At 40.9% G+C, this 25,908-nt stretch carries 15 protein-coding genes; 9 read left to right on the top strand and 6 right to left on the bottom strand.

Annotated elements, in window-relative coordinates:
* Window positions 1-142 precede the first annotated feature (142 nt).
* The 5 genes from J4856_RS05905 to J4856_RS05885 all read right to left on the bottom strand — a co-directional run bounded on the left by J4856_RS05905 (window position 143) and on the right by J4856_RS05885 (window position 10,915).
* The gene (locus J4856_RS05905) at window positions 143-1,738 is read right to left on the bottom strand and encodes a glycoside hydrolase family 32 protein (protein WP_025837087.1); all 1,596 of its coding nucleotides are present in this window, start codon (window positions 1,736-1,738) and stop codon (window positions 143-145) included.
* A 16-nt stretch (window positions 1,739-1,754) separates the two neighbouring features.
* Entirely contained in the window at window positions 1,755-3,143 is a 1,389-nt protein-coding gene (locus tag J4856_RS05900) for a DUF4960 domain-containing protein (protein ID WP_025837089.1), read from the bottom strand.
* Window positions 3,144-3,146: 3 nt separating this feature from the next.
* Window positions 3,147-4,880 carry a RagB/SusD family nutrient uptake outer membrane protein gene (locus J4856_RS05895; RefSeq protein WP_025837090.1) on the bottom strand — a complete coding sequence of 578 codons (1,734 nt, stop codon included), beginning with the start codon at window positions 4,878-4,880 and terminating at the stop codon, window positions 3,147-3,149.
* A 23-nt stretch (window positions 4,881-4,903) separates the two neighbouring features.
* Window positions 4,904-8,005, bottom strand: a complete 3,102-nt coding sequence (locus J4856_RS05890) for a SusC/RagA family TonB-linked outer membrane protein (protein WP_065367642.1) — start codon at window positions 8,003-8,005, stop codon at window positions 4,904-4,906.
* Between the two features lie 273 nt (window positions 8,006-8,278).
* Window positions 8,279-10,915, bottom strand: coding sequence for a substrate-binding domain-containing protein (locus J4856_RS05885; RefSeq protein ID WP_025837092.1), 2,637 nt, complete (start codon window positions 10,913-10,915; stop codon window positions 8,279-8,281).
* A gap of 1,212 nt (window positions 10,916-12,127) precedes the next feature.
* Between J4856_RS05885 and J4856_RS05880 the strand changes: the two genes are divergently transcribed.
* Together J4856_RS05880 and J4856_RS05875 are read left to right on the top strand one after the other, a co-directional pair.
* Window positions 12,128-12,295, top strand: a complete 168-nt coding sequence (locus tag J4856_RS05880; protein ID WP_172823679.1) for a hypothetical protein — start codon at window positions 12,128-12,130, stop codon at window positions 12,293-12,295.
* Between the two features lie 50 nt (window positions 12,296-12,345).
* A complete protein-coding gene (locus J4856_RS05875; RefSeq protein WP_025837094.1) occupies window positions 12,346-15,153 on the top strand; it encodes a fimbrillin family protein in 2,808 nt (935 codons plus the stop codon).
* Between the two features lie 312 nt (window positions 15,154-15,465).
* Here the strand turns inward: J4856_RS05875 and J4856_RS05870 are convergent, their stop codons facing one another.
* Window positions 15,466-16,560 (bottom strand): lactonase family protein, encoded by a 1,095-nt coding sequence (locus J4856_RS05870; RefSeq protein ID WP_025837096.1) that lies wholly within the window; start codon window positions 16,558-16,560, stop codon window positions 15,466-15,468.
* 515 nt (window positions 16,561-17,075) lie between these two features.
* Between J4856_RS05870 and rplM the strand changes: the two genes are divergently transcribed.
* The 7 genes from rplM (at window position 17,076) to porV (ending at window position 25,857) form a co-directional block, all read left to right on the top strand.
* Entirely contained in the window at window positions 17,076-17,540 is a 465-nt protein-coding gene (rplM, locus tag J4856_RS05865) for a 50S ribosomal protein L13 (RefSeq protein WP_025837098.1), read from the top strand.
* Between the two features lie 11 nt (window positions 17,541-17,551).
* A complete protein-coding gene (rpsI, locus tag J4856_RS05860; RefSeq protein ID WP_004358788.1) occupies window positions 17,552-17,938 on the top strand; it encodes a 30S ribosomal protein S9 in 387 nt (128 codons plus the stop codon).
* 310 nt (window positions 17,939-18,248) lie between these two features.
* Entirely contained in the window at window positions 18,249-19,064 is an 816-nt protein-coding gene (gene rpsB, locus J4856_RS05855; protein ID WP_025837104.1) for a 30S ribosomal protein S2, read from the top strand.
* Between the two features lie 121 nt (window positions 19,065-19,185).
* The gene (gene tsf / locus J4856_RS05850; RefSeq protein ID WP_025837106.1) at window positions 19,186-20,184 is read left to right on the top strand and encodes a translation elongation factor Ts; all 999 of its coding nucleotides are present in this window, start codon (window positions 19,186-19,188) and stop codon (window positions 20,182-20,184) included.
* Between the two features lie 164 nt (window positions 20,185-20,348).
* Entirely contained in the window at window positions 20,349-20,966 is a 618-nt protein-coding gene (locus J4856_RS05845; protein ID WP_025837107.1) for a fumarylacetoacetate hydrolase family protein, read from the top strand.
* 75 nt (window positions 20,967-21,041) lie between these two features.
* The gene (gene porU / locus J4856_RS05840; RefSeq protein ID WP_025837109.1) at window positions 21,042-24,635 is read left to right on the top strand and encodes a type IX secretion system sortase PorU; all 3,594 of its coding nucleotides are present in this window, start codon (window positions 21,042-21,044) and stop codon (window positions 24,633-24,635) included.
* Between the two features lie 55 nt (window positions 24,636-24,690).
* Window positions 24,691-25,857 (top strand): type IX secretion system outer membrane channel protein PorV, encoded by a 1,167-nt coding sequence (gene porV / locus J4856_RS05835; protein WP_025837111.1) that lies wholly within the window; start codon window positions 24,691-24,693, stop codon window positions 25,855-25,857.
* Window positions 25,858-25,908: the final 51 nt, after the last annotated feature.

Raw genomic sequence — 25,908 nt, 5'->3', positions numbered from 1 at the left:
CAAAGATAGACATTTTATTGATAAGTTCGTAAGAAAAATCGTTCATTCAATGATATTTTTGCAATGAAAGGCAATTTCTCACAGAACAAACGATTTTTCAATCCTATTAATTCTATCTTTGTTGATGAAATTAATTATAGTCTTAATACTGACTTACAGCAAGATTACTGATGGTAATGTTGCCTCCATAATTATTAATGCTCCAACAGTTCTTTTGTATTCCATAAACACGGTTAGTGTAGCAACATATGTCGTTGATATACATTACCGTTATACTATTATCTGTGTAGATGGTCACATGGTAGGTATTGTCTGAAGGACGTGTAAAGTTGTAACCATCAATACCATTTATGAAACCACGCCCCTCTGAACCTTCCTCTTCGAAGTTAATCTTACGTGTCTGTTCATTTTCAGGGTTTACCACCAAAGAATAATACTTCTCAGAATCTGTGCCACGTACGAATGAAACACCAAACTTATCCCAGTTATTAGAAGTTGTTATAGTGAAGGAAATTTTATTGTGATAGCCAAGGCGATTGAAAAGTAGGTAAGAATCACCAGAAAGCTTATAGCCATCAGTTACATTCTCAACACCATTATCACTCTTTGCCATAACCTTTACTTCTTGTTTTTTGCCGTATTTATCGCTAATCCCTTTTACTTCTCCTAAGGTAAGAGTACCATCGGCATGTTGTATGAGACGGTGAACAACAAGGTTGCCAGCCCACTCAGGTTCATTAGGAGCAGCACCAACAGCAGCATTATCCTTACCTGGACGTGTTGGACACCATCCCCAAATATAGCGATTCTGACCATCACTCGCAGTTTTACCTGCATAGAAGCCACGACTATCTAAGAATCCCTCATGTCCATCAGGCCATAAACCAGCATCATTCTGTGTACAAGCCTTCAGTTCATTAAGAGTCTTACCTTTGAAATACTGCACACGACGGATAGCTGAATGCTTTTCACTATAAACAAGATACCACCAATCACCCATCTTGAACACATCAGGACATTCATAGAATCGGTCCCACATCATGGTCATGAACGTTCCGGCATGGGTCCACGTCTTAAGATCATCTGATGTAAACTCAGCCAAATGACCTTTACTTCCTTTCAGAGTTGAGACAAGCATATGCCATTTATTATCATCGCCCTTGAAGACAAAGGGATCACGGAAATCATCTTTACTATATCCGTAATCATCACCTTTCAAGCGGAAAACACGATTCTTAGTCCATGTTTTGAAGTCGGATGATGTTGCCATCATCACCATCTCACCATTATTGGTAGAAGATGTTTGATATCTATGACCTGTATAGAAGGTATAATACAACCCATCAGCATCATTATAAACGCTAGAACCTGTACCCAGTGCTGCATCCTGTTCATTGATACCACCACAATGAATCAACTCTCCAAGTGATTGGTAGTTGGCTCCATCTGATGTTTCTACAGCCCAGATAGGATGATAAGTACCTGCCTGATTTGGACGAAAGTCCTGTAAATACATAACTTTAAAATTCTTTGTTTTAGGATCAAAGAAAGGCATTGGGTCTCCAACAAATCCAACAGTTGGCTTATAAAAGGTAGCTTGCCCCATTTCATCTGTAGACTTGAAATAAGTTGTTGTATTCCAATCTTTTTCCTCAACAATGGTCTTATCATCGCTACAGCTCGTTAGTGAGACTGATAAAGATGCGATGAGAGCGAGAGAATATATCATAGTTCTCATATCAATTATACTTTATTTAATGATTCATTAGATAGTTGAATGCGTTCTGTGTCATCTTGGCAATGTTATTGTGGTAAAAGGCTGGGACATCATCTACACTGTACCAGTCATAACATCCAGAGCCAATACAGAGAATCTTGCCCTTTGTTCCAGTTGCAGGGAATTCCCATGCAACGACAGCACCATCACCACCATAGGCCAAATCTTGTGCTCCAGTCTCTGTACGCCATTTATTTAAGTTATCATATCCACCCCAATCAGTACCAATATGCCATTGAGCAGTTGAATTGGTGATACGGTAATTTGCATCACAAGTATAAATAGCGTTAGGCTCACCACTCTTCATTATAAGATTTTGGAAAAGAGGATGACTCGTATGCCCTTGAATAAAGAAGTTCCAAGGACCACTTACTTTCTCAGCATCAGCTTCGTTCTGCCCCCAACAATTATTTGGAGCAGCATTGTTTGCTACTGCACCAATCTCAGCTGGCATGTTTGTTGCATATCGAGTGAAGAGGAAAGAACCACCATTATTATAATAGTCTCTTAAAGCAACTGCTGCATTGACAGCCTCAGGCGCACTTCTTTCGAAAGCTTCTTTTCCATCTACTCCTCCATCCTTATGATAATGCCACCATATCACTTTACACTCGCTAAGATCTACTGTGCCATTCTTAATATCAGCAAATGATGCATATAATGAATTTGGAATATTCTGAAGCATCCACTTACAAGCAGTTAATTCCTCAGAATTGAGTTCATTCATCGAAGCAGGCAAGCTAACAAAGACTGCAGTAGGCTTACCAATAGCTGTTACTTTTACTGTATAGATTGCAGAAGCAGTATTATTAGTGACAGTGAATGTAACAGGAATAGAAAAGTCTGTTGCAATACCATTAGATGGACTAACCGTCGCATTTGTACTCAAACCTATTGTAGGGATTAGAGAATGGAGGTCAAGTGTATTTGGCACATAGACAGAAATAGTCTTATTCGCTTCATCAATAACACCATTATATGTTCCATTAATCTTAAAAGAAGTTATCTTTGCCTCATCTCTCAACACATTGATAGTCCAATCAAGGAAGACGTCACCATTCTTAACACTGAGCACCTGAGCCGTAAGCATATTAAGTTTGTCACCCTCTTTGAAATTACAGATGGCGCCAGCACTTACCTTAAGTGTGCTAACAGTCATATTTGTGACATCGTAAGTCTCAGGGACACGCACAGTGATTGTACGTGAAGCCTGATCTACGACACCCTTATAATTATCCAATACGATAGAATCAACAGAGCATAATCCGTTTAATTGCAAATCAGAAATATTACTTTCGTTGCTGCAGCTACCTAATGCAAAGAAAGCAATAAGCGCTATGAATAGTGTTGTTATATTTGTTTTCATACTTTACCACTGACCAATATTTTGTTTGTAATGTCCGTTTGAAGCAGCTATTTGTGCATATGGAATAGGCAAGTACTCATTCTTATTTTTAGTGAAGTGAGCACTACTATAGATAGAGCAGTCATTAGCTTCTTCTGCATAATACTTGTTGAGTACGCGTTCTGCCTCTCCCCATCTTACAAGGTCAAAGAATCTTTCAGATTCCATACCCATCTCTATACGACGCTCCATTTTAACAATATCAAGCGCCTCTACCTGACTGTAGGTTCCAGTATATGGCATAACATTCAATCTCACACCATAATCGCTCTGATAATTGCTGATAGTACTTGTACTCTGTTTAGCACGATTACGGATTTGATTGATGATATTGATTGCTTCGTTAATACGTCCATCATTTAACTCTACCAAAGCCTCAGCACGTTCAAGTAGGACATCTGCATAACGGAAGACAATACGATTCTCTGATGTACCCCACCATGCCCCTTTCTTCAGATAAGGACTTTCTGGGTCTACATTCTGCTTTAAAGTTACATAATAGCCATACAATCCATTACTTCTACTCCATGTAGCAGTCCTATCCATCATGAACTTTGAATTAAATTCATAAGGTAAACCAGGAATACCAATGGTAAGGAATAAGCGTGGGTCTGCATAATCTGTTGCTTTATTATAGTCTTGATTGTTAAATGTACCTATATATGGATGTCCATTGGCATCTGTACGATAAGCATTAACAAGGTTTTGACTTGGTTTATAAAAATCACATCCTCCGTCAGTCACACCAGGAATATTTGGTACAATTAGTCCATAACTCCAATTGAGATTACCATTCTTAGTTCCATCATTGATAGAATATTGCATTGCCCAAAGACTTTCCTTCCCATTCTCAAATTGTGGTTCTGGCCTAAAGTTATTATGGAAATCACTCTCTAAGCCATAGCCTCCAGCAGCATAAATAGATGGATCACTAAACTGAACAGCTTTCAAAAGATCGTCTTTTGATATACTTGTAACTTCATTCGTGTTCTCATTATCTTGATGATAAGCCTTATACATATATACCTTCGTAAGGAAAGCTGCAGCTGATGCTTTTGTTGGTCGTCCCTTGTCTGCTTGATGAACAGGAAGGTTATTGTAAGATTCCATCAAGTCATCAATAATAACTTGCCAACCTTGATCATTCGTATATTCACGATTAGAAAGCATGTTATATTGCTCTGACTTAAGATTAGGGTCTACAACAAAAGGTATATTCTTATACAAACGCTTTAACAAAAAGTGTCCATATGCACGCAGGAACTTCATCTCAGCCAAACGTTCATCCTTTCGAGGGTAGACAGTACTATTGACTTGTTCAAGAAGAGCTATTGCCGTATTGACACGTGATATACAATTGTATAATCTTTGCCACATATCGCTGATATTCCAGTTTGTGGTCAAGACTCCTTGTTCTATTTCAAGTTGATGGAACACATCTCCATCACTTGTTCCGTTACCGCCTTTATAGGCATCATCACTGCGGACATCATAATTCCACATTGAAAACGAAGAATTGATATCTTCTGCTGAAATAAATATGGCATAAGCTGATGTTACGAGTTCATCAACATGATTAGCCTCCTTTACTTGCTCATCACTTAGTGTTGCCTGTGGAGTATGTTCATCCAAGAAGTCTGAACAACTTGTCATACTAAGGGTAGCGAGCACAAGTGCTGAATATATTATTTTTTTCATATTATATAGTCAGATGATAATTGTTAGAATGTAACGTTTATACCGAATGTGATATTGAGTGGAATTGGGTAACCATAGTTTGGATTCTCTGGATCAACACCGGTAAAACTCTTACTATGTATAGTTAATAAATTCTGTGCACTGAGGTAGAAACGTAAACGCTGCATTGCAAGACGATTAGTCATACGCTTTGGTAGATTATAACCTAACTGAATAGTACGCAGTTTTAAGTAGGAACCATTCTCCACCCAATAGGTAGAAACACGCTTCTCATTATTATTATCTGATAGTGAGAGCGCAGGAATATTACTATTTGGGTTGGTACTACTCCATGCGTCTAACAAGCGTTGACCCTTATTTAGGAAACCAATATTCAAACCAGCCCAAATATCAGTCTGCTTCTTTAAATCAGAGATAATATCTACACCTTGTACACCTTGCCAGAACATTGTGAAATCAAAGTTTTTGTATTCAAGATACACATTAAGACCATAAGAAAAGTCTGGTGTTGGATTATAAATCCAGTCTTGGTCTGCTTCTGTAATGACGTTATTGCCATCCAAGTCTTTCCAACGCATACGTCCAAGTTTTGCACCATCCTGTTTCGCATGATTATCTATTTCCTCTTGGCTCTTGAAGATTCCATCTGCAACATAGCCAACTTGTGCACCCATAGGATGACCAATAACACTCTTCACACCATTACCACCAAAGGTACCATTGGCAGCAACTGTTGCTGGCAAAGCTGTAATCTTATTACGATAAGTACTAAAGTTGCCTGCTATGTCATAATGAAAACCAGCATTGGTTGTCTTGCGATAACCCAAGTTGAGTTCTACACCACGATTCTCCATAGCACCAGCATTGATCCACTGTGTACTTCCTTCTCCCATAGCTGCGATACCAGCCATCTGTACGAGAATATCCTTAGTCTTTTTATAATACCAGTCAAAACTTCCATATAATGAAGAGTTGAACATAGAGAAGTCCAGACCAAGATTAGTCTGGTAGGTCGTTTCCCATTTGATATCATTATTACCGAGTTGGTCACGTTTAAATCCACTTGGCAATTGACGACCACCATTAGTACCTGCTATATCATATGATGTACCATAACTCTGACCACCATTTTCATTTACTCCATAGTTACTAACATATATGGTATAACGTGCGATGTTAGAAATCTCTTGATTACCAGTTGCTCCCCACGATGCTCTAAGTTTTAAATCATTCAACCATTGTGCACTCTTTAAGAACTTCTCTTGATTAATACGCCATCCCAAAGAAACAGAAGGGAATGTTGCATAACGATTATTCTTACCAAATCGTGATGAGCCATCATAACGAAGGGTGAATGAAGCTAAATACTTGTCAGCATAATTATAATTCAATTTTCCGAAATAAGACACCAAAGAATATCCACTCCCTCCACCATAGGCTTGTGCAGTACCAGTACCAGCATCAGGCCACATGTAGGTAGGATTAAGAATCAGGAAGTCTTCTTTATAACCAGAGAAGTAGTTATCATCTTCACGGTTCAACTCAATACCTGCCATTGCGTCTACACGATGTAAACCAGCTTGCAAATTATAAGTTGCAACAGCATTCCACATCCACTTTGTCCAATGTTCTTGTTTTGCCTCAACAGCATTCTTTGAATTAGCAACCGTTCCTTCTGTTATAGGGTAAGTAAAGAATCTCTGTTGTTTCTGAGCATAATCCAATCCAAAGGTTGAGCGCAAATTAAATCCCTTAAAAAGATGAAGATTTATGTATGCATCACCAAAAGTACGCCAATAAACATAACGATTATCACTGTTACGATACAGACGTGCAACAGGATTCTCACGATCAGGATAACCACCGACTGGACCCGCATAAGTTCCGCTCTCTGTATAAACAGGGAGTGAAGGATTAAACTGAAGAACATTCTCAAGGAACCCACCAGGTGCTTGAACTTCTGACGTACGACTTAACGTAAAATGCTCTCCAACGGTTAAAACATCTTTTATCAACTTATATTCAGTATTCATACGAGCTGAATAACGATCAAAATCAGATGTCTTAATGATACCTAAGTTCTTATAATAACCTAATGAGAAATAAGAAGAATGACGATCTGAACCGCTACTTACCGCTACATTATAGTTCTGAACAACACCTGTACGTGTCGTTTTATCAAACCAGTCTGTATCAGCAGCAGGTGTTGTTCCTGCACCATCAAGATACTTACGCATGCTAATGCTATTCAACACAGGATTTCCTTGTACGTCGTAACTCCAGTCGTAACGATACCCTAAACCATTAGTATTTGGATCCATACCATCGTTAACATAAGCTTGCCACATTACCTGTCCATATTGTTTTGCATTAAGAACTTTCATCTTATGGGCATACATTGACGCCGCAATAGAAGCATCAATATCTACGTTTACTCTTCCCTCCTTACCTTTCTTTGTAGTAATAATGATAACACCATTAGCAGCGCGGCTACCATAGATAGAAGCAGAAGAAGCATCTTTCAAAACTTGAATACTTTCTATATCACTACCATTTAACTCATGCATACCAGCCTTAGTCGGTACACCATCTATAATATAAAGAGGATCGTTATTATTCAGAGTTCCAATACCACGAATACGTACCGTAGCAGATCCTGAAGGTGAACCATCTGCAGAGATATTCATACCAGGAACCCTACCTTGTAGCGCCTTCATAGGATTGTTCTCATTCTGCTTTGCTAATTCATCTACGCTTACAACCGACACAGCACCTGTAAGATCTGCTTTGCGTTGGGTTGTATAACCCGTAACAACGACTTCGTTTAGTTCACTCGCATTTGTTTGTAGCTGTACCTTTATTCCGACACCAGCCTTTACTTCTACACTTTTATAGCCTACATAGGAGACTACAAGTGTAGCACTTTGTGGAGCCTTAAAGGTGAAATTACCATCAATATCGGTGACAGTACCATTTGATGTACCTTTCTGTACCACCGATGCACCAATAACAGGTTCCCCCTGTTCGTCAATCACTTTACCGCTAACATCTGCAGTTTGTGCCATAACCCCAGCACAATACATCAGAAGTAACAGACTCATGATTACTCGCAATACTTGTTTCATGACTTTCTGATAGTTAGTAATACTAAATAATATTCTTTTGGTTTATGGCGCAAAGATAAGAAATGGTGATATCCTTTTCCAATAATAATCGTTCTCCGAATGTAATAAATGTTACATAAAAAAGATATTAATAATAAATGAACGATTTGTCTATTCTCACGAATCTGACTAATCGTTCATTTTCTTAAATGTTCAACACCTCACCTTACAGGAGATTTACACACCCACAAGTGCCTATATCACTTATTTAAAACAGATTACATAATTCTATTATCATTTCTTGGGATTCTCCCCAAACTCGTCTTTATAGCACTTTGAGAAATAACTGGGCGTAGAGAAGCCAACAGCATAAGCCACTTCTGACACCGTGCGCTCAGTCGTTTGAAGGAGATGACGGGCACGAGTGAGACGAGCTTTACGTACAATTTCTACAGGAGAATATCCCGTAAGAGCCTTTACTTTCCGATAAAGTTGTACACGAGAAAGTCCGATTTCATCGCCAATCTGCTCTACACTTAAGTCACTATTTGCAAGGTTTTCTTGTATTATCTTTCGCAATTGCTTGAGGAAAGATTTATCAATTTCATTCGAAATATTACCGATTTCATCGTCCTCAACACCTTTTGACCATGTTTGATTCAACTTTTTCCTACTTTCTATGAGATTGTCAATACGTGAAAGGAGTAGACGAAGTGAGAATGGTTTGGACAAATAAGCATCTGCGCCATGCTCATACCCCTCAGCGCGTTGCTCATCAAGACTACGTGCTGTTAGTAAAATGACAGGTATATGACTGATAGCTTTATCCGTTTTCAGCTGTTGACAAAACGCTAATCCGTCCATCACAGGCATCATAATGTCCGACAACACTATATCTGGAACTATTTTCCGTGCAAGTTCCAAACCGACTTTTCCATCAGCGGCTTCACTCACATTATACTTTTCGGATAGTACCGACCTTAAATAAGTGCGAATATCGATATTATCATCAATGATTAACACCTCTGGTTTATCTGTTTGATAAGGCTGTATAAGTTCGTCTATATGACGAGCTTGATTCGGAACTTCTTGTGCGGATGATGGCTCAATCAATTGTTCTATTTTCTCTGTAGGCTGGTTAGTTACCTCTCCTTTCTGTCTAACTGGAATATGGATAGTAAAGGTACTTCCTTTTCCCTCTATACTTGTAGCACTTACTTCTCCGTGATGCAATTCTGTGAAAGCTTTCACAATAGCCAACCCAATACCCGTGCCACGTCCTGCATTCTTTGCTTGATAGAAACGGTCGAAAATATAAGGAAGCTCATCACTTGAAATACCACAACCATTATCTGCCACACTAATCATAACACGTCCACCCTCCTCTTTAGCCATCAGAGTGATTTCTCCACCTTCAGACGTATATTTTAGGGCATTACTAAGAAGATTATAACAGATTCGCTCTATCTTATCTTGATCCGCTCTGAGCATGATTGTATCAGGAGCATCCATACTAATGGCAATATGCTTCTTTTGTGCAGAGACACTGAAAAGCTTAATCCATTGTTTCATACTTTCCGCAAGATTAAAGTCGGAGAGGCGTAGTTCCATCTTGCCATTCTGCACCTTACGGAAGTCAAGAATCTCACTGACCAATTGTGTCAGGACAAGCACATTACGTTGTACTATCTGAAGCATACTTCGTTGTTGTGAATTAAGGTTATCATCATGGATGATATAGTTCACAGGATCAGCTATCAACGTAAGCGGTGTACGCAATTCATGACTTATATTTGTAAAAAACTGAAGTTTTGCTTTGTTGGCTTCTTCCTCTATTCGCCGCTTCATAAGTATGGTTCGATAGATATAAACCATAATACCTATCAGCAAGAGAAGGATTATACTAAAAAGCACAATATACATCTTTTGATGATTATATTGCACCAAATAAGTATCCACCTTCCCATGAAGTGCATTGAGACGGGCGGTCTGCTTATTCATCTCTTCATTTTGCATAAGTAAAACATTAGCGTTTGCCTTTGTTACCAATGCACCTTTTAGATAGTTGTCACGCTTATAAGGCTTCTTCTCAAGGATATTCAACGCGAGTTGCATAACCGAATCGCCTCGGGTAGGATAGATATAAGAAGCTTCTAAATTACCATCACGAACATTCTCCATACCTCCTCCTGGTACAGGAAGAGCATCTATTCCAACTATTTTTATTCCCTTAACCTTATGCTTCTTTATAGATTGCAAAGCACCTAAAGCCATACGGTCATTTTGTGCAAAGACATATTGGAAAGACTCCTTAGACTGCACAAGTATACTATCCATAGCCGTGACACCACTTTCTTTTATCCAATCTCCATACCCACGAGCCACTACCTTTACATTAGGGTAACTCTTCAGTGCATCCATAAAACCTCTGTTTCGTTCGATTGCAGGAGACGATGCTTGTAATCCACAAATCTCTGCTATATTCCCTTTACCCTCTAACTGCTGCCCGATGAAATAGCCTATTTCGTGTCCTGCCTCATAGTTATCAGCCCCTATAAAGGCTGTATACTTTCTTGAATCGGTCTTACGGTCGAAGAGGATAACAGGGATTCCTGCATCGTATGCTTTATCGATGACCGATGAAATGGTATGAATTTGGTTAGGAGATACAATAAGAAGATTAACCTTTTCCTTTATAAACTGCTCTATCTGCTCTTGTTGTAATTTATCGTTATCATTGGCTGAGGCAAATTTCAACGTCACATTATCATGCTGATAAGTGCTCATCACAAGTTCGGTATTAAGTTTATCACGCCAGATATCTTCTGAACATTGAGAGACACCAATGACATATTTCTTTGTGTTGTTATCCGAACAGGCTGAAAACACAACTATAAAAAGAATAACATATAGCCATTGTCTTATCTTCATACTCATTAAAAAGGTTATGTACAATACTTTTTTACCGCAGCAAAGATACATTCTTTCTTTTGTTTCTGCAAGTATTAGATAAGTTATTATGAGCGTAGAATAACGATAAATGGGAGGTGTCTTGGGGCTGTTGACAAGTTTCTGGTTAACAAGTAAACAAGTTGATTGTAGCAATAATCGACACCAGACAAAGGTAATCATAATTATGAACTATGAATTAGAAAAGTTACGCTGTCTTTATCTGTACAGAACTACGGATTACACGAGTGACATAGACAGAAGGTACATAATGAGCAGATGACTCAATGTAGTTAAAGAATCAGGGTAACCGATGAATGTACCGACTGTTTGATTACAACAGAATTGCTAAATCGCACATTTGCTCGATAAAGAAATGTGTCATTAAAAATATGCTCTTTCTGTCATTCTGTCTAAAACAAACAGAAAGTACGTATCTAACAAGAATCGTCCGGAGGCGCCGGACAAAGTGTCCGGACGCTCCGGAACAACTGTCCAGAGCCTTCGGACAAGTCTTAGAGAGCATTGGGAAATAATAAGAAAGGCTACATGTGTAGTTCTGTTGGCAGGATATATGGGTAACAAGAAGCATAAGATGGTTTATCGGAGAGGAAACGAGAGGAATAAAACGTGTGGTAACTTGCTGAAAACCATTTATTCGTCGTTTGCTTAGAAAGGTAGCGGTAAAAATCTTTTAAGCCTCTTCATCGATAGTGCTGTGTCTTGGTCCTTACTGAAGTTCTGTGTATCAATATCAATGAAATATAGTACTGCAAAGAGACCAATGATTATTGAGGAACTGTTATTTTAAGCCAACTTTTGAGGGTGGGAAACTTTAGTTAAGAATTAAATAAAGTATCGTGTTTTACTCTTTCCATATCACATGAAACAAATAGCCTTTATTTATTCAAAAAAAATATCATATAAAAACAAAAGAAAGAAACAGCTATTAAAAACAGGATATCGAAAAAAATCACCTGTTAGAAGTATAAACAACTGGTATCGTACTCGATTTGTGCCACTTTTCCTTTGACATTCATTTTATTTTATTTATCTTTGCACCCTCAATCTAAAACATACAAACGATACGAGTAATATATTGCTAAATAACCACCAAATATATGCTTGTTATCTATAGCCACTGTAAGCACTAAAAAAATAAATAGGTAAATAGGTATTCAAAACAATTATAAAATGAAAGTAAAAGAAACAAAGAAGGCTTATTTGGAGCCTCAAATTTTGATATTTAGCTTGATTGGCGAATGTTCAATCTTGGCTGGTAGCCCCCCTGTAAATACGACTCCTACAGTAATAAATCCCGATGAGGACAATGATGACACAAACCTCGTACCTGAGAATTAAGTTGGAAGAGTTTTTATTTTAAAGTAAAAAACAAACAAAATTATCCATTCATGAAGTTTAATAAAATTCGCAAGTGCAATGTTGGACGAAAATCAACAGCGGCACTCATGTTTACATGTCTTAGCGGACTGACAGTCTTGGGATTAACAGCCTGCTCTGACAACGAACTCGACTCTACAAATATTGGGCAGAATGGTACTGCCGTAAAATTTCAGGTGACAACTGCAGGCGAGCAGGCTCAGCAGGCAGCAAAGGCTAATCCAGCCTTGGCAATGACCCGTGCAGGATTCGCAGAGCAGCTGAAGATGCAGGGATTGACACCTGAGGACCTTGCAACACGCAAGATTGAAATTCCTGGCAACAGCGAGTATTGCCTCATAGAGAGTACTGTTGCAGGTATTGACGATGACTTTACTAATGCTGGTGTGGCTGCTACACGTGCTAATATTACCACAACAGCTACACTTGGCAAGTTCTCTGCAATCGCTTATCGTGGAACTTCTGCAACAAGCATCAGCACCACTCCTTGGTTCCATAACGCTGAGGTAAATGCTGACGGTACACTCGCAACGACTCAACTTTGGTCATGGAGTGAGCCATACGCACGTTTCTACGCTGTTTATCCACAGATAACAACATCTTACAGCAAGTTAACACTTTCTCCAGCATCTAACACTTCAACTCCATACGTAAATATTGAGGTTGAACCAACTGTACAAAATCAGAAAGATTTGATGACTGCTTGTTCTGGTACAACTCCTATTCACTATGCAACACAGGGTACTGCGCCTGCAGTACCATTGCAGTTCCAGCACGCAATGACCGCTATCCGTTTCAAGATTGGCGACCGCTTGTCAGGTACTCATAAGATTACAAAGATTGAGATTGTTGGTGCAAAGAGCAAGGGTAAGTTCACTTTACCTTCATCAGTACAGGCTACTACTGGTGCATCTTTCAACAGTGCATGGTCTGACGTTAGCACTCCTGCTACCTTCACACTCAGCGGTATCAGCGTAAACACATCTGGTCATGTCAATGAGACTATCGTTGGTAAAGATGGCGACAACTTCACTTTCTATATGATTCCACAGAGTTTATCGGGTCTCAAGGTTAAGGTATACTTCGACAATCAGCCTAATCCTGCTATCGTAGCACCGCTCGCTGGCACTTGGAAGGCTGGTACTACAAAGACATACGCATTATCACAGTCGGCTAATAATCTCAAATATACCTTCGAAGCTACTCCTAATCCAAGTGAAGCAGCAAACACAGAAGGTGCAACTACATCATATCAGATTACATCATACGTAGACGATGACAAGCAGCATCGTGCTGTTAAATGGAAGGTAGTTAGCTATGACGCTGATGGAGATGGTACCTTCTCTATGAGTGAGAAGCCTGATTGGTTGACTATTCCTAATGAAGGCAGAACTACAACGCAAGATGTTGAACAATATACTGCTACCTTCAAAGCCAACCAACGTGATGTCTTGGCTGACTTCAACTATGCAATGAAGCATGCAGACCCTGTTACAAACTACAATCTTGCTAATGCTAAAGGTGAGACTGCAATAGAAAATACAGCAAACTGTTACATTATCAGTGCACCTGGTACATACCGTATTCCATTGGTTTATGGTAACGCTATTAAGGGAGGTGGTACTAACTCTTCAGCATATACCAGTTCTAAAACTAAAGTAATGGGTACAGAAGAGTTCGTATTGCAGGAATTCGTTGATCATAACGACCACAAGATTACTTCTCCATATATCAACGTACAGAACGCTGGAGACCCAGCAACACAAGCTGAAATTGTATGGTCAGATGTAGCTGGTGTTGTATCCAATGCATCAGTAACAGGTAGCAGACAAAACTCTTTCCTTGAGTTTACTGTTAACAAGAATCAGTTGGTTAATGGTAATGCTGTCATCGCTGTTAAGAATGCATCAGGTACTGTTATGTGGTCATGGCACTTATGGTTTACTCCTAAGAGTTCTCTTAAGAAGATTCCATTTACCAGTGGCGGCACTACATATAACTTTATGACTGATAACCTTGGTTGGAAATACACCAAATGGACAGGCGGACTCAAGCGTGAAGTTGTTGTTAAGATAGAACAACAGGCTGAAACAGGCGAAAAGAAGACTGCTACTATTACGCTTAAGCAAGCTGCAGGTAATAATGTTCGCGAAGGATATGGAAATCTTTATCAGTGGGGACGTAAGGATCCGCTCCCTGGAACGGATACTTTCTATCCTAATACAGGTTACAAATTCAACGATGGTTATGTTATAGTTGGTGATCAGGTTACAGATTACACTAACCCTGCAAATGTACAAAGGATGGAGAAACGTACCATCGGACTTAGTATTCGTGAACCGGGTATAATGCTACCTAAGGTAGGTGGTGGTAAGTTGAGCTGGACAAATCATCAATACATCAACCTTTGGTCGGCTGATAACGATAAGATGTATGAATCAGAGACCCCTATAAAGAACGGAGTAAAGACTATCTATGACCCATCACCAGTTGGTTTCAAAGTACCAGATGCGTATGCATTTAAGGACTTAAGCAAAGGTGTAGCTGTATGGGAGAATGGTTATACGCTCAAATTAGATAATGACAAGGATATCTACTTCCCAGCTGGTGGATACCGTGATGGTAATGATGGAGTTATTAAAGGCGTAAATGGTTATGCTATGTATTGGGCATCCGCTGCTTTAATTCATGGTACAGGTGGTCCTGGCTTCGCTTTCCGTGCTTTAATGACAAGCAATAGATTTAGTATGCCAATTACAGATTCTAATGGTTTTGGAACCCGTTCGTATGGCCTAGGTGTACGCCCAGTAGCAGAGTAAACTTAACTTTTCATTATTATATAATTACAGCCTCTCAGACGCGAGTTTGGGAGGCTGTTTTGTTTCTCTTATTAGAATAAAAAAACGTTTATCATCTTCTAATTTAGGATATAGGCATAGTATGAGATTAAGACTATAAGTATATGATAATAACTGACTAAACAAAAAAGCCTAATGTGTTAACTTCATTTCTTAACTCCTTAACTACAAAAAACAGAAAAGGAGCGAAAGGAAAAAGACTATCGTCTTAACTCCATTTCACTCCTTAAATCCTTAACTCCTCTTGAAATCTCCTTAACTCCTAAAAGAGCCTTACTCCGGATAGAACTTCACGCAAACAGGGTGACTAAGGACAATGTCCTGATGAGTATTCTTAAGCAAGCCCGTATCCTTATCACGTGAGTAAACCTGTATAGAGTTATCATCACGACAAGCAACGAGCAGGAACTTACCATTTGGCGTTATAGCAAAGTTACGTGGATGTTTACCCGTACGCTGCACACCAACGCGAGTCAACGTTCCCTTATTGCCTACACGGAAGATTGTGATACCATCACCCTTCAAACGTGTGCTTGCATAAACAAACATACCATCAGGACTAACATGGATATCAGCACCACCATGTGCATTAGCGTTATCAGCAGCAATAGACTGAAGTTCCTTTAACTTACCATCACTATAACTATAAACGATCACCTTACCAGACAATTCGTTCATAAGATAAGCATATCTACCATTAGGAGCAAAAACAAGATGGCGTGGACCAGAACCAGCCTTTATATGCGCTGCAATACCATGATTCTCTAACTTCTTATCATGTTTATTATAAGAGAAACAAAGGATACGGTCGCCACTGAAATCGGTTGTAAGGATATAACCATCAGGTGCGAAGACAGCACAATGCGCATGAGGGGTGTTCTGACGTGAGCGGTTAGGACCACCCTTCTTACTACCAATCTGCAACAAAGACTTATCGAGTGTTCCGTTCTTTAGGATAGGGAATACTGAAATAGTACCACCAGAATAGTTAGCTGTAAGAGCAATCTTGCCATCGGTAGATACATAACAAGGGTCGCCACCATGGGTCAACTGTGAATTCTTAAAAGCGAAAGTACCATTAATAGGGTCGAAACCAATGCTATTAAGAACAGCTGTTGCACTATTCTTCTCACTAACAGCATAAATATGACGTCCGTCCTTACTAAATGCGAAGTAAGAAGGATCCTCTACGTTCAACGAACTCAGTTCAGATGCTGCACCTGTTGACTGATCAAAAGAGAAAGAGTACAACCCCTGACTGCCAGCATCAGTATAAGTGCCAACAACCAACTTAATATTATTATCGGCATAACCGATAACTGTACCGCAGGCTAAAGCCACGCCTAAGAAAATAGATTTTAAATTCATCTTTGTTTAATCTGTTATATTAATTTATGTTCTATGTATCACCTTTTATTATTATACCCTAATGACTTTCGTCAGCCTACGAGTGGGCAGAAAATGGTATCAAGTGGGTGCAAAAATAAACAAAACAATCATAACCCTCTATCTTTTTTACCATTTTTGACTTCATCGCCGCATTTTTAAGTTTTCGCAAACAATTGGAGACAGGGTATATAAAGACAGAGTAACATATATTAACCGGGAAGGAGAAGACAGGGAATGGGAGGAATGGGTTGGTGAGAGAAGGTGAGGAGATATTGTGTTAAATAAATATAAACATTACATACTTACACGAGGTAACATTAGTGTATAAGGTTGAAAATAAGTACCTTTGCAGTCCGATTATTAAAGGGGGAATTCTTAGAACCCCATACGATACGTGTTAATAGTGTTGTCTTTGGCCGGGCAATATGGTTAGGAAAAGCACAATCGTAGAAATAGAAAACGTTTTTTAGTAGTAAAATTATTAATTTTTTAGAATGGACACTTTAAGTTACAAGACTATTTCCGTAAACAAGGAAACAGCTAAGAAAGAGTGGGTCGTTATTGACGCGAGCGATCAGGTTGTAGGTCGCCTTTGCTCTAAGGTAGCTAAGCTTCTTCGCGGAAAGTACAAGCCAACTTTCACCCCACACGTAGATTGTGGTGACAACGTAATCATTATCAATGCAGCTAAGGTTGTATTCTCTGGTAAGAAGGAGACTGATAAGGTTTACACACGTTATACTGGTTACCCAGGTGGTCAGCGTTTTAACACTCCTGCCCAGCTTCGTACTCGTAAGAATGGTATCGACAAGATGATTCGTCATGCCGTTAAGGGTATGTTACCAAAGGGTCCTTTAGGTCGTCATCTCTTGAATAACCTCCACGTTATCGAAGGTACAGAGCTCAACGGTCTTGAGGCACAGAAGCCAAAGGCAATTGATATTAACCAGTATAAATAATAAGGAGAAAGATGGAAGTAATTAATGCAATTGGTCGCCGTAAGAGCGCTGTAGCGCGTGTTTACCTCTCAGAGGGTACCGGTAAGATCACTATCAACAAGAAAGATTTAACTGAATTCTTCCCATCAGCTATCCTGCAGTACGTGGTTAAGCAGCCACTGCAGTTGCTCGGTGTAGAAGGTCAGTATGACATTAAGGCCAACCTCGATGGTGGTGGCTTTACTGGTCAGAGCCAGGCACTGCGTCTTGCTATCGCTCGTGCATTGGTAAAAGTTAACGCTGAAGATAAGAAAGCACTAAAGGACCAGGGATTCCTGACACGCGACAGCCGTACTGTTGAGCGTAAGAAGCCAGGTCAGCCAAAGGCTCGTGCTCACTTCCAGTTCAGTAAGCGTTAATATTTTCCTTGGAACTTGGAACATTGAACATTGAAGTTGGAACTTTGAACTTTATGATATGTTTTGTTTGATAAAAGAATAAAGCAAAGCAGAAAGGAAAAGTTCAAACAGAAAGCTGAAAGGCTAAAGTTCAAATTTCAAACCTCAAAGTTCAAAGGATTAGTTCAAAGTTCAAAGGAGATGGTTTAGTATCTAAACTGACGCGATTCCTTATCGGGGGACTACCCGTCGGTTGATTCTAACGAAGCATGGTGAAGCACATTCGCCAAGAAAGAATTAAAAAGAAAGTAAACAAGTAAAAACAAACAACATGTCAAGAACAAATTTTGACCAGTTATTGGAGGCAGGATGCCACTTTGGCCACCTCCGTCGCAAGTGGAACCCAGCAATGGCTCCTTACATCTTCATGGAGCGTAATGGTATCCACATCATCGATCTTCACAAGACTGTAGCTAAGGTTGACGAGGCTGCAGAGGCACTCAAAGCTATTGCAAGAAGTGGTAAGAAGATTTTGTTCGTCGCTACTAAAAAACAGGCTAAGGAAGTTGTAGCAGAGAAGGCTGCAGCTGTTAACATGCCATACGTAAACGAGCGTTGGGCTGGCGGTATGCTGACCAACTTCCCAACCATCCGTAAGGCTGTGAAGAAAATGACGAACATCGACAAGTTGATGAACGACGGTACATTCTCTAACCTCTCTAAGCGTGAGCTCTTGCAGATTTCACGTCAGCGTGCTAAGCTCGAGAAGAACCTCGGTTCTATCTCTGACTTGACTCGTCTGCCATCTGCACTCTTCGTTGTAGATGTAATGAAGGAGCACATCGCTGTTAAGGAGGCTAATCGTCTCGGTATTCCTGTATTCGGTATCGTTGATACCAACTCTGATCCTAAGCACATCGACTACGTTATTCCAGCAAATGACGACGCTAAGGATTCTGTAGAGGCTATCCTCTCTGCTTGCTGCGACGCTATCGCAGAGGGTCTTGAGGAGCGTAAGGCAGAGAAGGCTGACGAGAAGGCAGCTGCAGAGCAGGCTGAAGAGGCTGCTGAGGCTAAGCCAAAGCGTGCTGCTCGTAAGGCTGAAGAGGCTCCAAAGGCTGAGAACGAGGCACCAGCTGCTGAGTAATAAAACGAAACATAGTGGGCGCTGGTGAGTGCTAATGGACTTCTACATTAATGAGACGAGAAGTTTGTTACACCTCATCAACGCCCACAATATTTAATAATATTAGAAAGGAAAACAAAAAATGGCTGTATCTATTGAAGATATCAAGAAGCTCCGCGCTATGACTGGCGCAGGTCTGGCTGACGTAAAGAAGGCACTCACAGAGGCTGAAGGCGATTTCGAAAAGGCAAAGGAACTTATTCGTGAGCGTGGTTTGGCTATTGCTGCTAAGCGTTCTGACCGTGAGACATCAAACGGATGTGTACTCGTTAAGCAGGCTGATGGCTTCGCTGCTATGGTTGCTATCAAGTGTGAGACAGACTTTGTTGCTAATGGTAAGGATTTCATTGCTCTCGTTCAGGAGATTTTGGACGCTGCCGTTGCTAACAAGTGCAAGAGCCTTGACGAGGTTAAGACATTGAAGCTTGCTAATGGTGAGGAGGCTGCTGCTGCAGTTCTACAGCGTTCTGGTGTTACCGGTGAGAAGATGGAGCTTGATGGCTACAACTTCCTCGAGGGTGAGAACATCTCTGTTTATGACCACATGAACAAGCACACGCTCGCTACTATGGTTCAGCTCAACGAGAACAACGAGGAAGCTGGTCACAAGGTTGCTATGCAGGTTGCAGCAATGAAGCCTATCGCTCTTGACGAGACTTCTATTCCACAATCTGTTAAGGATGAGGAGTTCAAGGTTGCTGTTCAGAAGACTAAGGAAGAGCAGGTTGAGAAGGCTGTTGTTGCTGCTATCAAGAAGGCAGGTATCAACGCTAATCTCGTTGACAGCGATGACCACATCGAGTCTAACATCAAGAAGGGTTGGTTGACTCGTGAGGAAGCTGACAAGGCTATCGAAATCCGTAACACTGTGGGCGCTGAGAAGGCTGCTAACCTCAATGAGGACATGATTCAGAACATCGCTAAGGGTCGTCTGAACAAGTTCTTCAAGGAGAACTGCCTCGTTGACCAGGAGTTCCAGTTCGGTGATGGCGAAAAGCAGAGCGTTAACGATTGGTTGAAGACTCAGAACAAGGATCTTAAGATCGTTGCTTACAAGCGTTTCACACTCGCTGCAGAGTAATAACAGAGCTTCTTAAGAAGATAAATATGGGAGTTGCAGGAAAGCCATCAGGCTCCTGCAACTCTTTTTTTAATAGACTTAAAAGCTTATTAGCCTTATTGGCACAATTAGCCTTATTGGCACAATTAGCCTTATTAGCACAATTAGCCCAATAGAATAAAACAATGAAAATCTTTGCTGTTGGCATGAATTATGCCAAACATAATAAATCGCTAAACGAAACGTTATCTACAAAGAATGAACCAATTATCTTCACCAAGGCAGACTCTGCCCTACTAAAAGATAAAAAGCCGTTCTTCATACCCGATGACTTGGGTACAATAGAATATGAAACAGAACTCGTGGTGCGCATCTGTCGATTGGGAAAGACGATCTCAGAGCGATTCGCCCATAGATACTATGACGCAGTAACCGTAGGCATCGACTTCACTGCACGCGAACTACAACAAAAACTAAGAGCACAGGGACTGCCCTGGGATATCTGCAAAGGTTTTGATGGTTCGGCAGCTTTAGGTGAATGGGTAACCAAGGATAAATTCCTTGATGTACAAAGACTCCGCTTCCATCTTGACATCAACGGACAAACCGTGCAAGAGGGATGTACGAGTGACATGCTATTTAAAATAGATGAAATCATCAGTTACATCAGTCGTTACTTCACGCTTAAAACGGGTGACATCATCTATACAGGCTGTCCATCAGGTTGTGGCCCAGTGAACATCAATGATCACTTAGAAGGATACATAGAGGAAAGAAAAGTTCTCGACTTCAACTGCAAGTAAATGGTCTAAAACTAAAATCCACAAACTACATAAAAAGAACAATGACAAATGCTTAGGGAGGAAGCTATAAACAATATGACGAAAGGAATCAATAAGTTGATGAAGAAACGCTCAGCAATATTCTGCTTAACGCTTCTGCTGAGTTGTATAAAACTATCCGCTCAACAGCAAAGATTCTTCAATCTAACTGTTCAAGATGTGACAATAGACTCACTATTGCCACAGTTCCATTATGCCATTCCTATTGGCGAGCAATATGCTGACTCCATATACGATTTAGAGATACGCTACCCTGAGTTCATCGATATGAGTAAGGAGGACATTGCTCGGTACAATGCATTAACAAGTATCGTTCCACCAACGTTACCTGAGATATATCAGCAGATGACCATTGAACGTAAACGGGGCGTCTTAGAGATTTCTCTTTCACCAATCGTCCAACGCAATGGGAAGAAGCAGTTCCTCGTCAGTTTCATGATTGCCCTAACCTCACGCCCTAAGAAGGCTACAACGAAAAAGCTAAAAGCTATAGAAACCCGTGCTGTAGGAGCATCAGCAGCAGCAAACCGATATGCTGACCATTCTATCCTGACCAATGGTAAGTGGGCAAAGATACGTGTCCCTGCTAATGGCGTCTATCAGTTAACCAAGGAACTCATCCGCCGGGCAGGCTTCTCTAACATTGATAAGGTGAAGATCTATGGTTATGGCGGGAACTTACAGAATGAAATACTCACCGATGAAGACATCAGGACACATGATGACCTGAAGGAAGTGCCAACCTTCAATAGCAATGGTAAACGCCTTTTCTATGCTCGTGGTCCTGTAAGCTGGGAAGGTAATACGTCTATAAAAAGAATCCGTAACCCCTACTCTGATTATGGTTATTATTTCTTGACAGAGGATATTAATAGCACACCAGCTGTTATTACAGACAGCACCACATTCATCAATAGCTTTTATCCATCAGCTGATGACTATCACAGTCTGCATGAAGTGGATAATTTCAGTTGGTATCATGGAGGACGAAACTTCTTCGAAGAGACACCGTTAAAGCTAAACGAAGGGAAAGTTTTCACCTTAGCCAACAAAGCACACGCAACCACTGCAAAACTAACTGTTGCCGTTACAACAGGTTCTTATAATTCTATTGTAAAGGTAGAAGCTAATGGCCAGCGTCTTGGCGACATTAGAATCACACCACAAGATTCCTTTGACAAAGGTTATGAAGAGGTGAGAACCTATACGCTCAACAGCCTCCACGCTGTTGACAGCATCAAACTGACTACCACTTCAGGTGGCCCAGCACGTCTTGATTATCTCATCATGACCTACCCCACCGCTTCACCAGCACCTTCATTGAAAGCTACTTTCCCAACACCTGAATATGTTTATAACATAACCAACCAGGACCTTCATGCGCATGAGCCTGTCAATATGGTTATTATCATACCGACAAGCCAAAAGTTATTGAAGGAAGCAGAACGCTTAGCAAACTTCCATCGCTCACATGACAATATCTCCGTTCGTATCGTTCCAGCAGACGAACTCTATAACGAATTCTCAAGTGGAACACCTGATGCTATGGCTTATCGTCGGTACATGAAGATGCTTTACGACCGTGCTAGCACTGACAATCTACCACAATCGCTCTTGCTCTTTGGCGATTGCGTATGGGACAATCGCCTGGTGACGCCTGCCTGCCGTAATCTTAACCCTGACGATTTACTCCTTGCATACGAGAGCGAAAACTCATTCAGTGAGACCGACTGCTATGTCAATGATGGTTGGTTCACATTGATGGACGATGGTGAAGGCGGGAACTTACTAAGAAGTGACAAAGAAGACCTTGGAGTAGGACGCTTCCCCGTTACTGACTTATCAGAAGCAAAGGTATTAGTCGATAAGACAATTAACTATGCAGAAAATAAGAATGGTGGTAGTTGGGAGAATATGATTATGTTCATGGGTGATGATGGTAATAACAACCTCCACATGCACGATGTCAATGAGACTGCTGAAACCATCATGAGTTTCTATCCAAGCTATCAGGTAAAGAAGGTTATGTGGGACGCTTACACACGCACTTCGTCAGCTACGGGCAATAGCTATCCTGAAGTAAGCACTATCATAAAGCAACAACAGGCACAAGGTGCATTGATTATGGATTATGCTGGTCACGGAAGAGAGGACCAGATTTCGCATGAGGCAGTACTCCGCATCAACGACTTTGCCAACTTTACCAATACCAATCTCCCACTTTGGATTACAGCCAGCTGTGATATCATGCCATACGATGCTACCATTCCAACTATCGGCGAAGCAGCGGTACTGAATAAAAAGGGTGGCTCCGTTGCTTTCTGGGGTACCACACGTACGGTATATGCTTACTATAACAAGGCTATCAACACCGCCTTCCTAAAGCATGTACTAAGTTTTACAAATGGAAAGCCAACAACATTGGGAGAAGCACAGCGATTAGCTAAATGTGAGTTGATAAACTCTAGCAGTGACCTTACCCCTAACAAACTACAATATGCCCTGTTAGGCGACCCAGCCCTCTCATTAAATCTCCCAACCCTAGAGGTCAAGGTGGAGACGATTAACGGACAAGCACCTAGTAAAACTGGGTCGTTAATACTCAAGGGAGGATCTGTCGTAACAGTCAAAGGATATATAACAAAGAACGGTAGCAAACAAACCGACTTTAAAGGACTGCTTACTGCTACCGTACGAGATACAAAAGAGCTTATCACTTGTAAGAAACAGGAGGAAACCTCAGCAAATACTTTCAAATATTACGATCGCCAGAAGGTGCTATACAATGGTACTGATAGTATTCGCAACGGAGAATTCACCTTTACCTTTGCCGTCCCACGTGACATCAACTATGCCGCAGGTACGGGTTTGATGAACTTATCGGCAATCAACGACAGCCACACCCTCATGGCACAAGGACATGAAGAAGGCTTTATGATTGATGGTTCTGAGATTGTTTACAACGATTCCATCGGTCCATCCATCTATGCTTATCTCAATTCTCCTTCTTTTGTCAATGGTGGTGAAGTAAACAGCACCCCTTACTTCTATGCACAGATAACAGATAAAGATGGTATCAATGCATCAGGCAATGGTATCGGACATGACATGCAGCTGACTATCGATGGTAAAATGACACAGACCTATATCTTGAATGATAACTTCAGATATGACTTCGGTAGCTATACCTCAGGAACAACGGGCTTTAGTCTGCCAGAACTTTCTGAGGGACCACACACCCTCCAATTCCGTGCTTGGGACATTCAGAACAACCCTTCGACTGTCACACTTCAGTTTAAGGTTGTCAAGGGTTTGGCACCGGAGATATATAGTATCAACGCTTCAAAGAACCCTACAAGAACAGAAACCACCTTCATTGTCACCCACAACTATATTGGTTCAAATGTCGATATTGACATTGAAGTATTCGATATGAGTGGTCGATTGCTATGGCATCGTAGCGAGACTGGTGTTACTTCTGGCAATGCTATCACAGCCGACTGGGACCTTACTATCGATAATGCCGCACGCCTCCAGACTGGTGTTTACCTCTATCGCGTACGCCTCAGCAGCAATGGTGCTACCAAGGTATCGAAAGCTAAGAAACTGATTATCTTAGACAATAAATAAGATAAGAAGAACGTTTCTATCCATATAAATTAATAAGCAACCCAATAAAAACAGAATGATTAATAAGCTTCGAATAGCTATCCTCTCACTCTCTGCACTGGCGTCATCAACCACTTTTGCACAGGATAAGAAGGATATCTTTAACCCTGTCAACACATCAGTAACCTCACAGACTATCGCCCCTGATGCACGTGCTGCAGGTATGGGTGACGCTGGTGCAGCTACTGATCCAGATGTGAACTCACAATATTGGAACCCTGCTAAATATCCTTTTAATATCTCGCGTGCAGGTGTGTCACTAAACTATACCCCTTGGCTCCGCCAGCTAGTGAGCGACATCGACTTGGCTTACCTTGCTGGTTACTATCGCATTGGTGACTATAGTGCTGTCTCAGCCTCTATGCGTTACTTCTCTTTGGGTGAAGTACAGATGACGGATGGTTCTAACATGACCATTAACCCATACGAAATGTCAATGGACGTAGCTTATTCTTTGATGCTGAGTGAGCATTTCTCTTTGGGTGCAGCCGTTCGTTGGATATATTCTGACCTTACCTATAGCTATACGGATGATACCGCACCAGGTTCTGCCTTTGCAGCCGACCTGTCTTGCTACTATCAGAACTATATCAACATCGGCGAGCGTGAGTGCCAGTTAGGTTTAGGTATGAACATCTCAAACATCGGCTCAAAGATTACCTTCGGTGGCGACAACCGCTCTGAGTTCATCCCAACCAACCTTCGTCTGGGTGCGTCATTGATGATCCCTATCGATGAATTCAACCGTTTTACGATTGCTGCGGATGCGAACAAACTGTTGGTACCTACTTATCCAAAGCGCAAAGCCGACGAGTCACAGGTTGATTATGACAATCGTCTTCAGAAAGAATATTATGACGTGTCATCCATCTCTGGTATCTTTAAGAGCTTCGGCGATGCGCCTAATGGTGCTTCAGAGGAGTTACAGGAGATACAATGGAGCTTAGGTGCAGAATACACCTATAATGACAAGTTCTCACTCCGTGCTGGTTATCACCACGAAAGCGAGAACAAAGGTAATCGCAAGTACTTCACCGTTGGTGCTGGTTTTAAGATGAATGTCTTCGCCCTTGACGCAGGATATGTCATTGCGACTGCCAAGAACAATCCACTTGATCAAACCCTCCGTTTCTCTCTTACCTTTGATATGGATGGTATCAAGGATTTGTTTAAGAGAAGGTAAACAACAACCTGCCCCTCCCAAAAGGGAGGGGACTGATTACTACCATTAACC

This window comes from Prevotella scopos JCM 17725 (genome assembly GCF_018127785.1).
Lineage (GTDB): Bacteria > Bacteroidota > Bacteroidia > Bacteroidales > Bacteroidaceae > Prevotella > Prevotella scopos.
Note: the sequence above shows the minus strand (reverse complement) of the source record. Positions and strands in the feature narration are given on the sequence as shown.

Coding starts and splice junctions, on each gene's coding strand:
- J4856_RS05905 (WP_025837087.1), bottom strand. CDS start 1,738: ATGAGAACTATGATATATTCTCTCGCTCTCATCGCATCTTTATCAGTC.
- rplM (WP_025837098.1), top strand. CDS start 17,076: ATGGACACTTTAAGTTACAAGACTATTTCCGTAAACAAGGAAACAGCT.
- porV (WP_025837111.1), top strand. CDS start 24,691: ATGATTAATAAGCTTCGAATAGCTATCCTCTCACTCTCTGCACTGGCG.
- J4856_RS05880 (WP_172823679.1), top strand. CDS start 12,128: ATGAAAGTAAAAGAAACAAAGAAGGCTTATTTGGAGCCTCAAATTTTG.
- rpsB (WP_025837104.1), top strand. CDS start 18,249: ATGTCAAGAACAAATTTTGACCAGTTATTGGAGGCAGGATGCCACTTT.
- J4856_RS05870 (WP_025837096.1), bottom strand. CDS start 16,560: ATGAATTTAAAATCTATTTTCTTAGGCGTGGCTTTAGCCTGCGGTACA.
- J4856_RS05875 (WP_025837094.1), top strand. CDS start 12,346: ATGAAGTTTAATAAAATTCGCAAGTGCAATGTTGGACGAAAATCAACA.
- J4856_RS05895 (WP_025837090.1), bottom strand. CDS start 4,880: ATGAAAAAAATAATATATTCAGCACTTGTGCTCGCTACCCTTAGTATG.
- J4856_RS05890 (WP_065367642.1), bottom strand. CDS start 8,005: ATGAAACAAGTATTGCGAGTAATCATGAGTCTGTTACTTCTGATGTAT.
- porU (WP_025837109.1), top strand. CDS start 21,042: ATGACGAAAGGAATCAATAAGTTGATGAAGAAACGCTCAGCAATATTC.
- J4856_RS05900 (WP_025837089.1), bottom strand. CDS start 3,143: ATGAAAACAAATATAACAACACTATTCATAGCGCTTATTGCTTTCTTT.
- J4856_RS05845 (WP_025837107.1), top strand. CDS start 20,349: ATGAAAATCTTTGCTGTTGGCATGAATTATGCCAAACATAATAAATCG.
- rpsI (WP_004358788.1), top strand. CDS start 17,552: ATGGAAGTAATTAATGCAATTGGTCGCCGTAAGAGCGCTGTAGCGCGT.
- J4856_RS05885 (WP_025837092.1), bottom strand. CDS start 10,915: ATGAAGATAAGACAATGGCTATATGTTATTCTTTTTATAGTTGTGTTT.
- tsf (WP_025837106.1), top strand. CDS start 19,186: ATGGCTGTATCTATTGAAGATATCAAGAAGCTCCGCGCTATGACTGGC.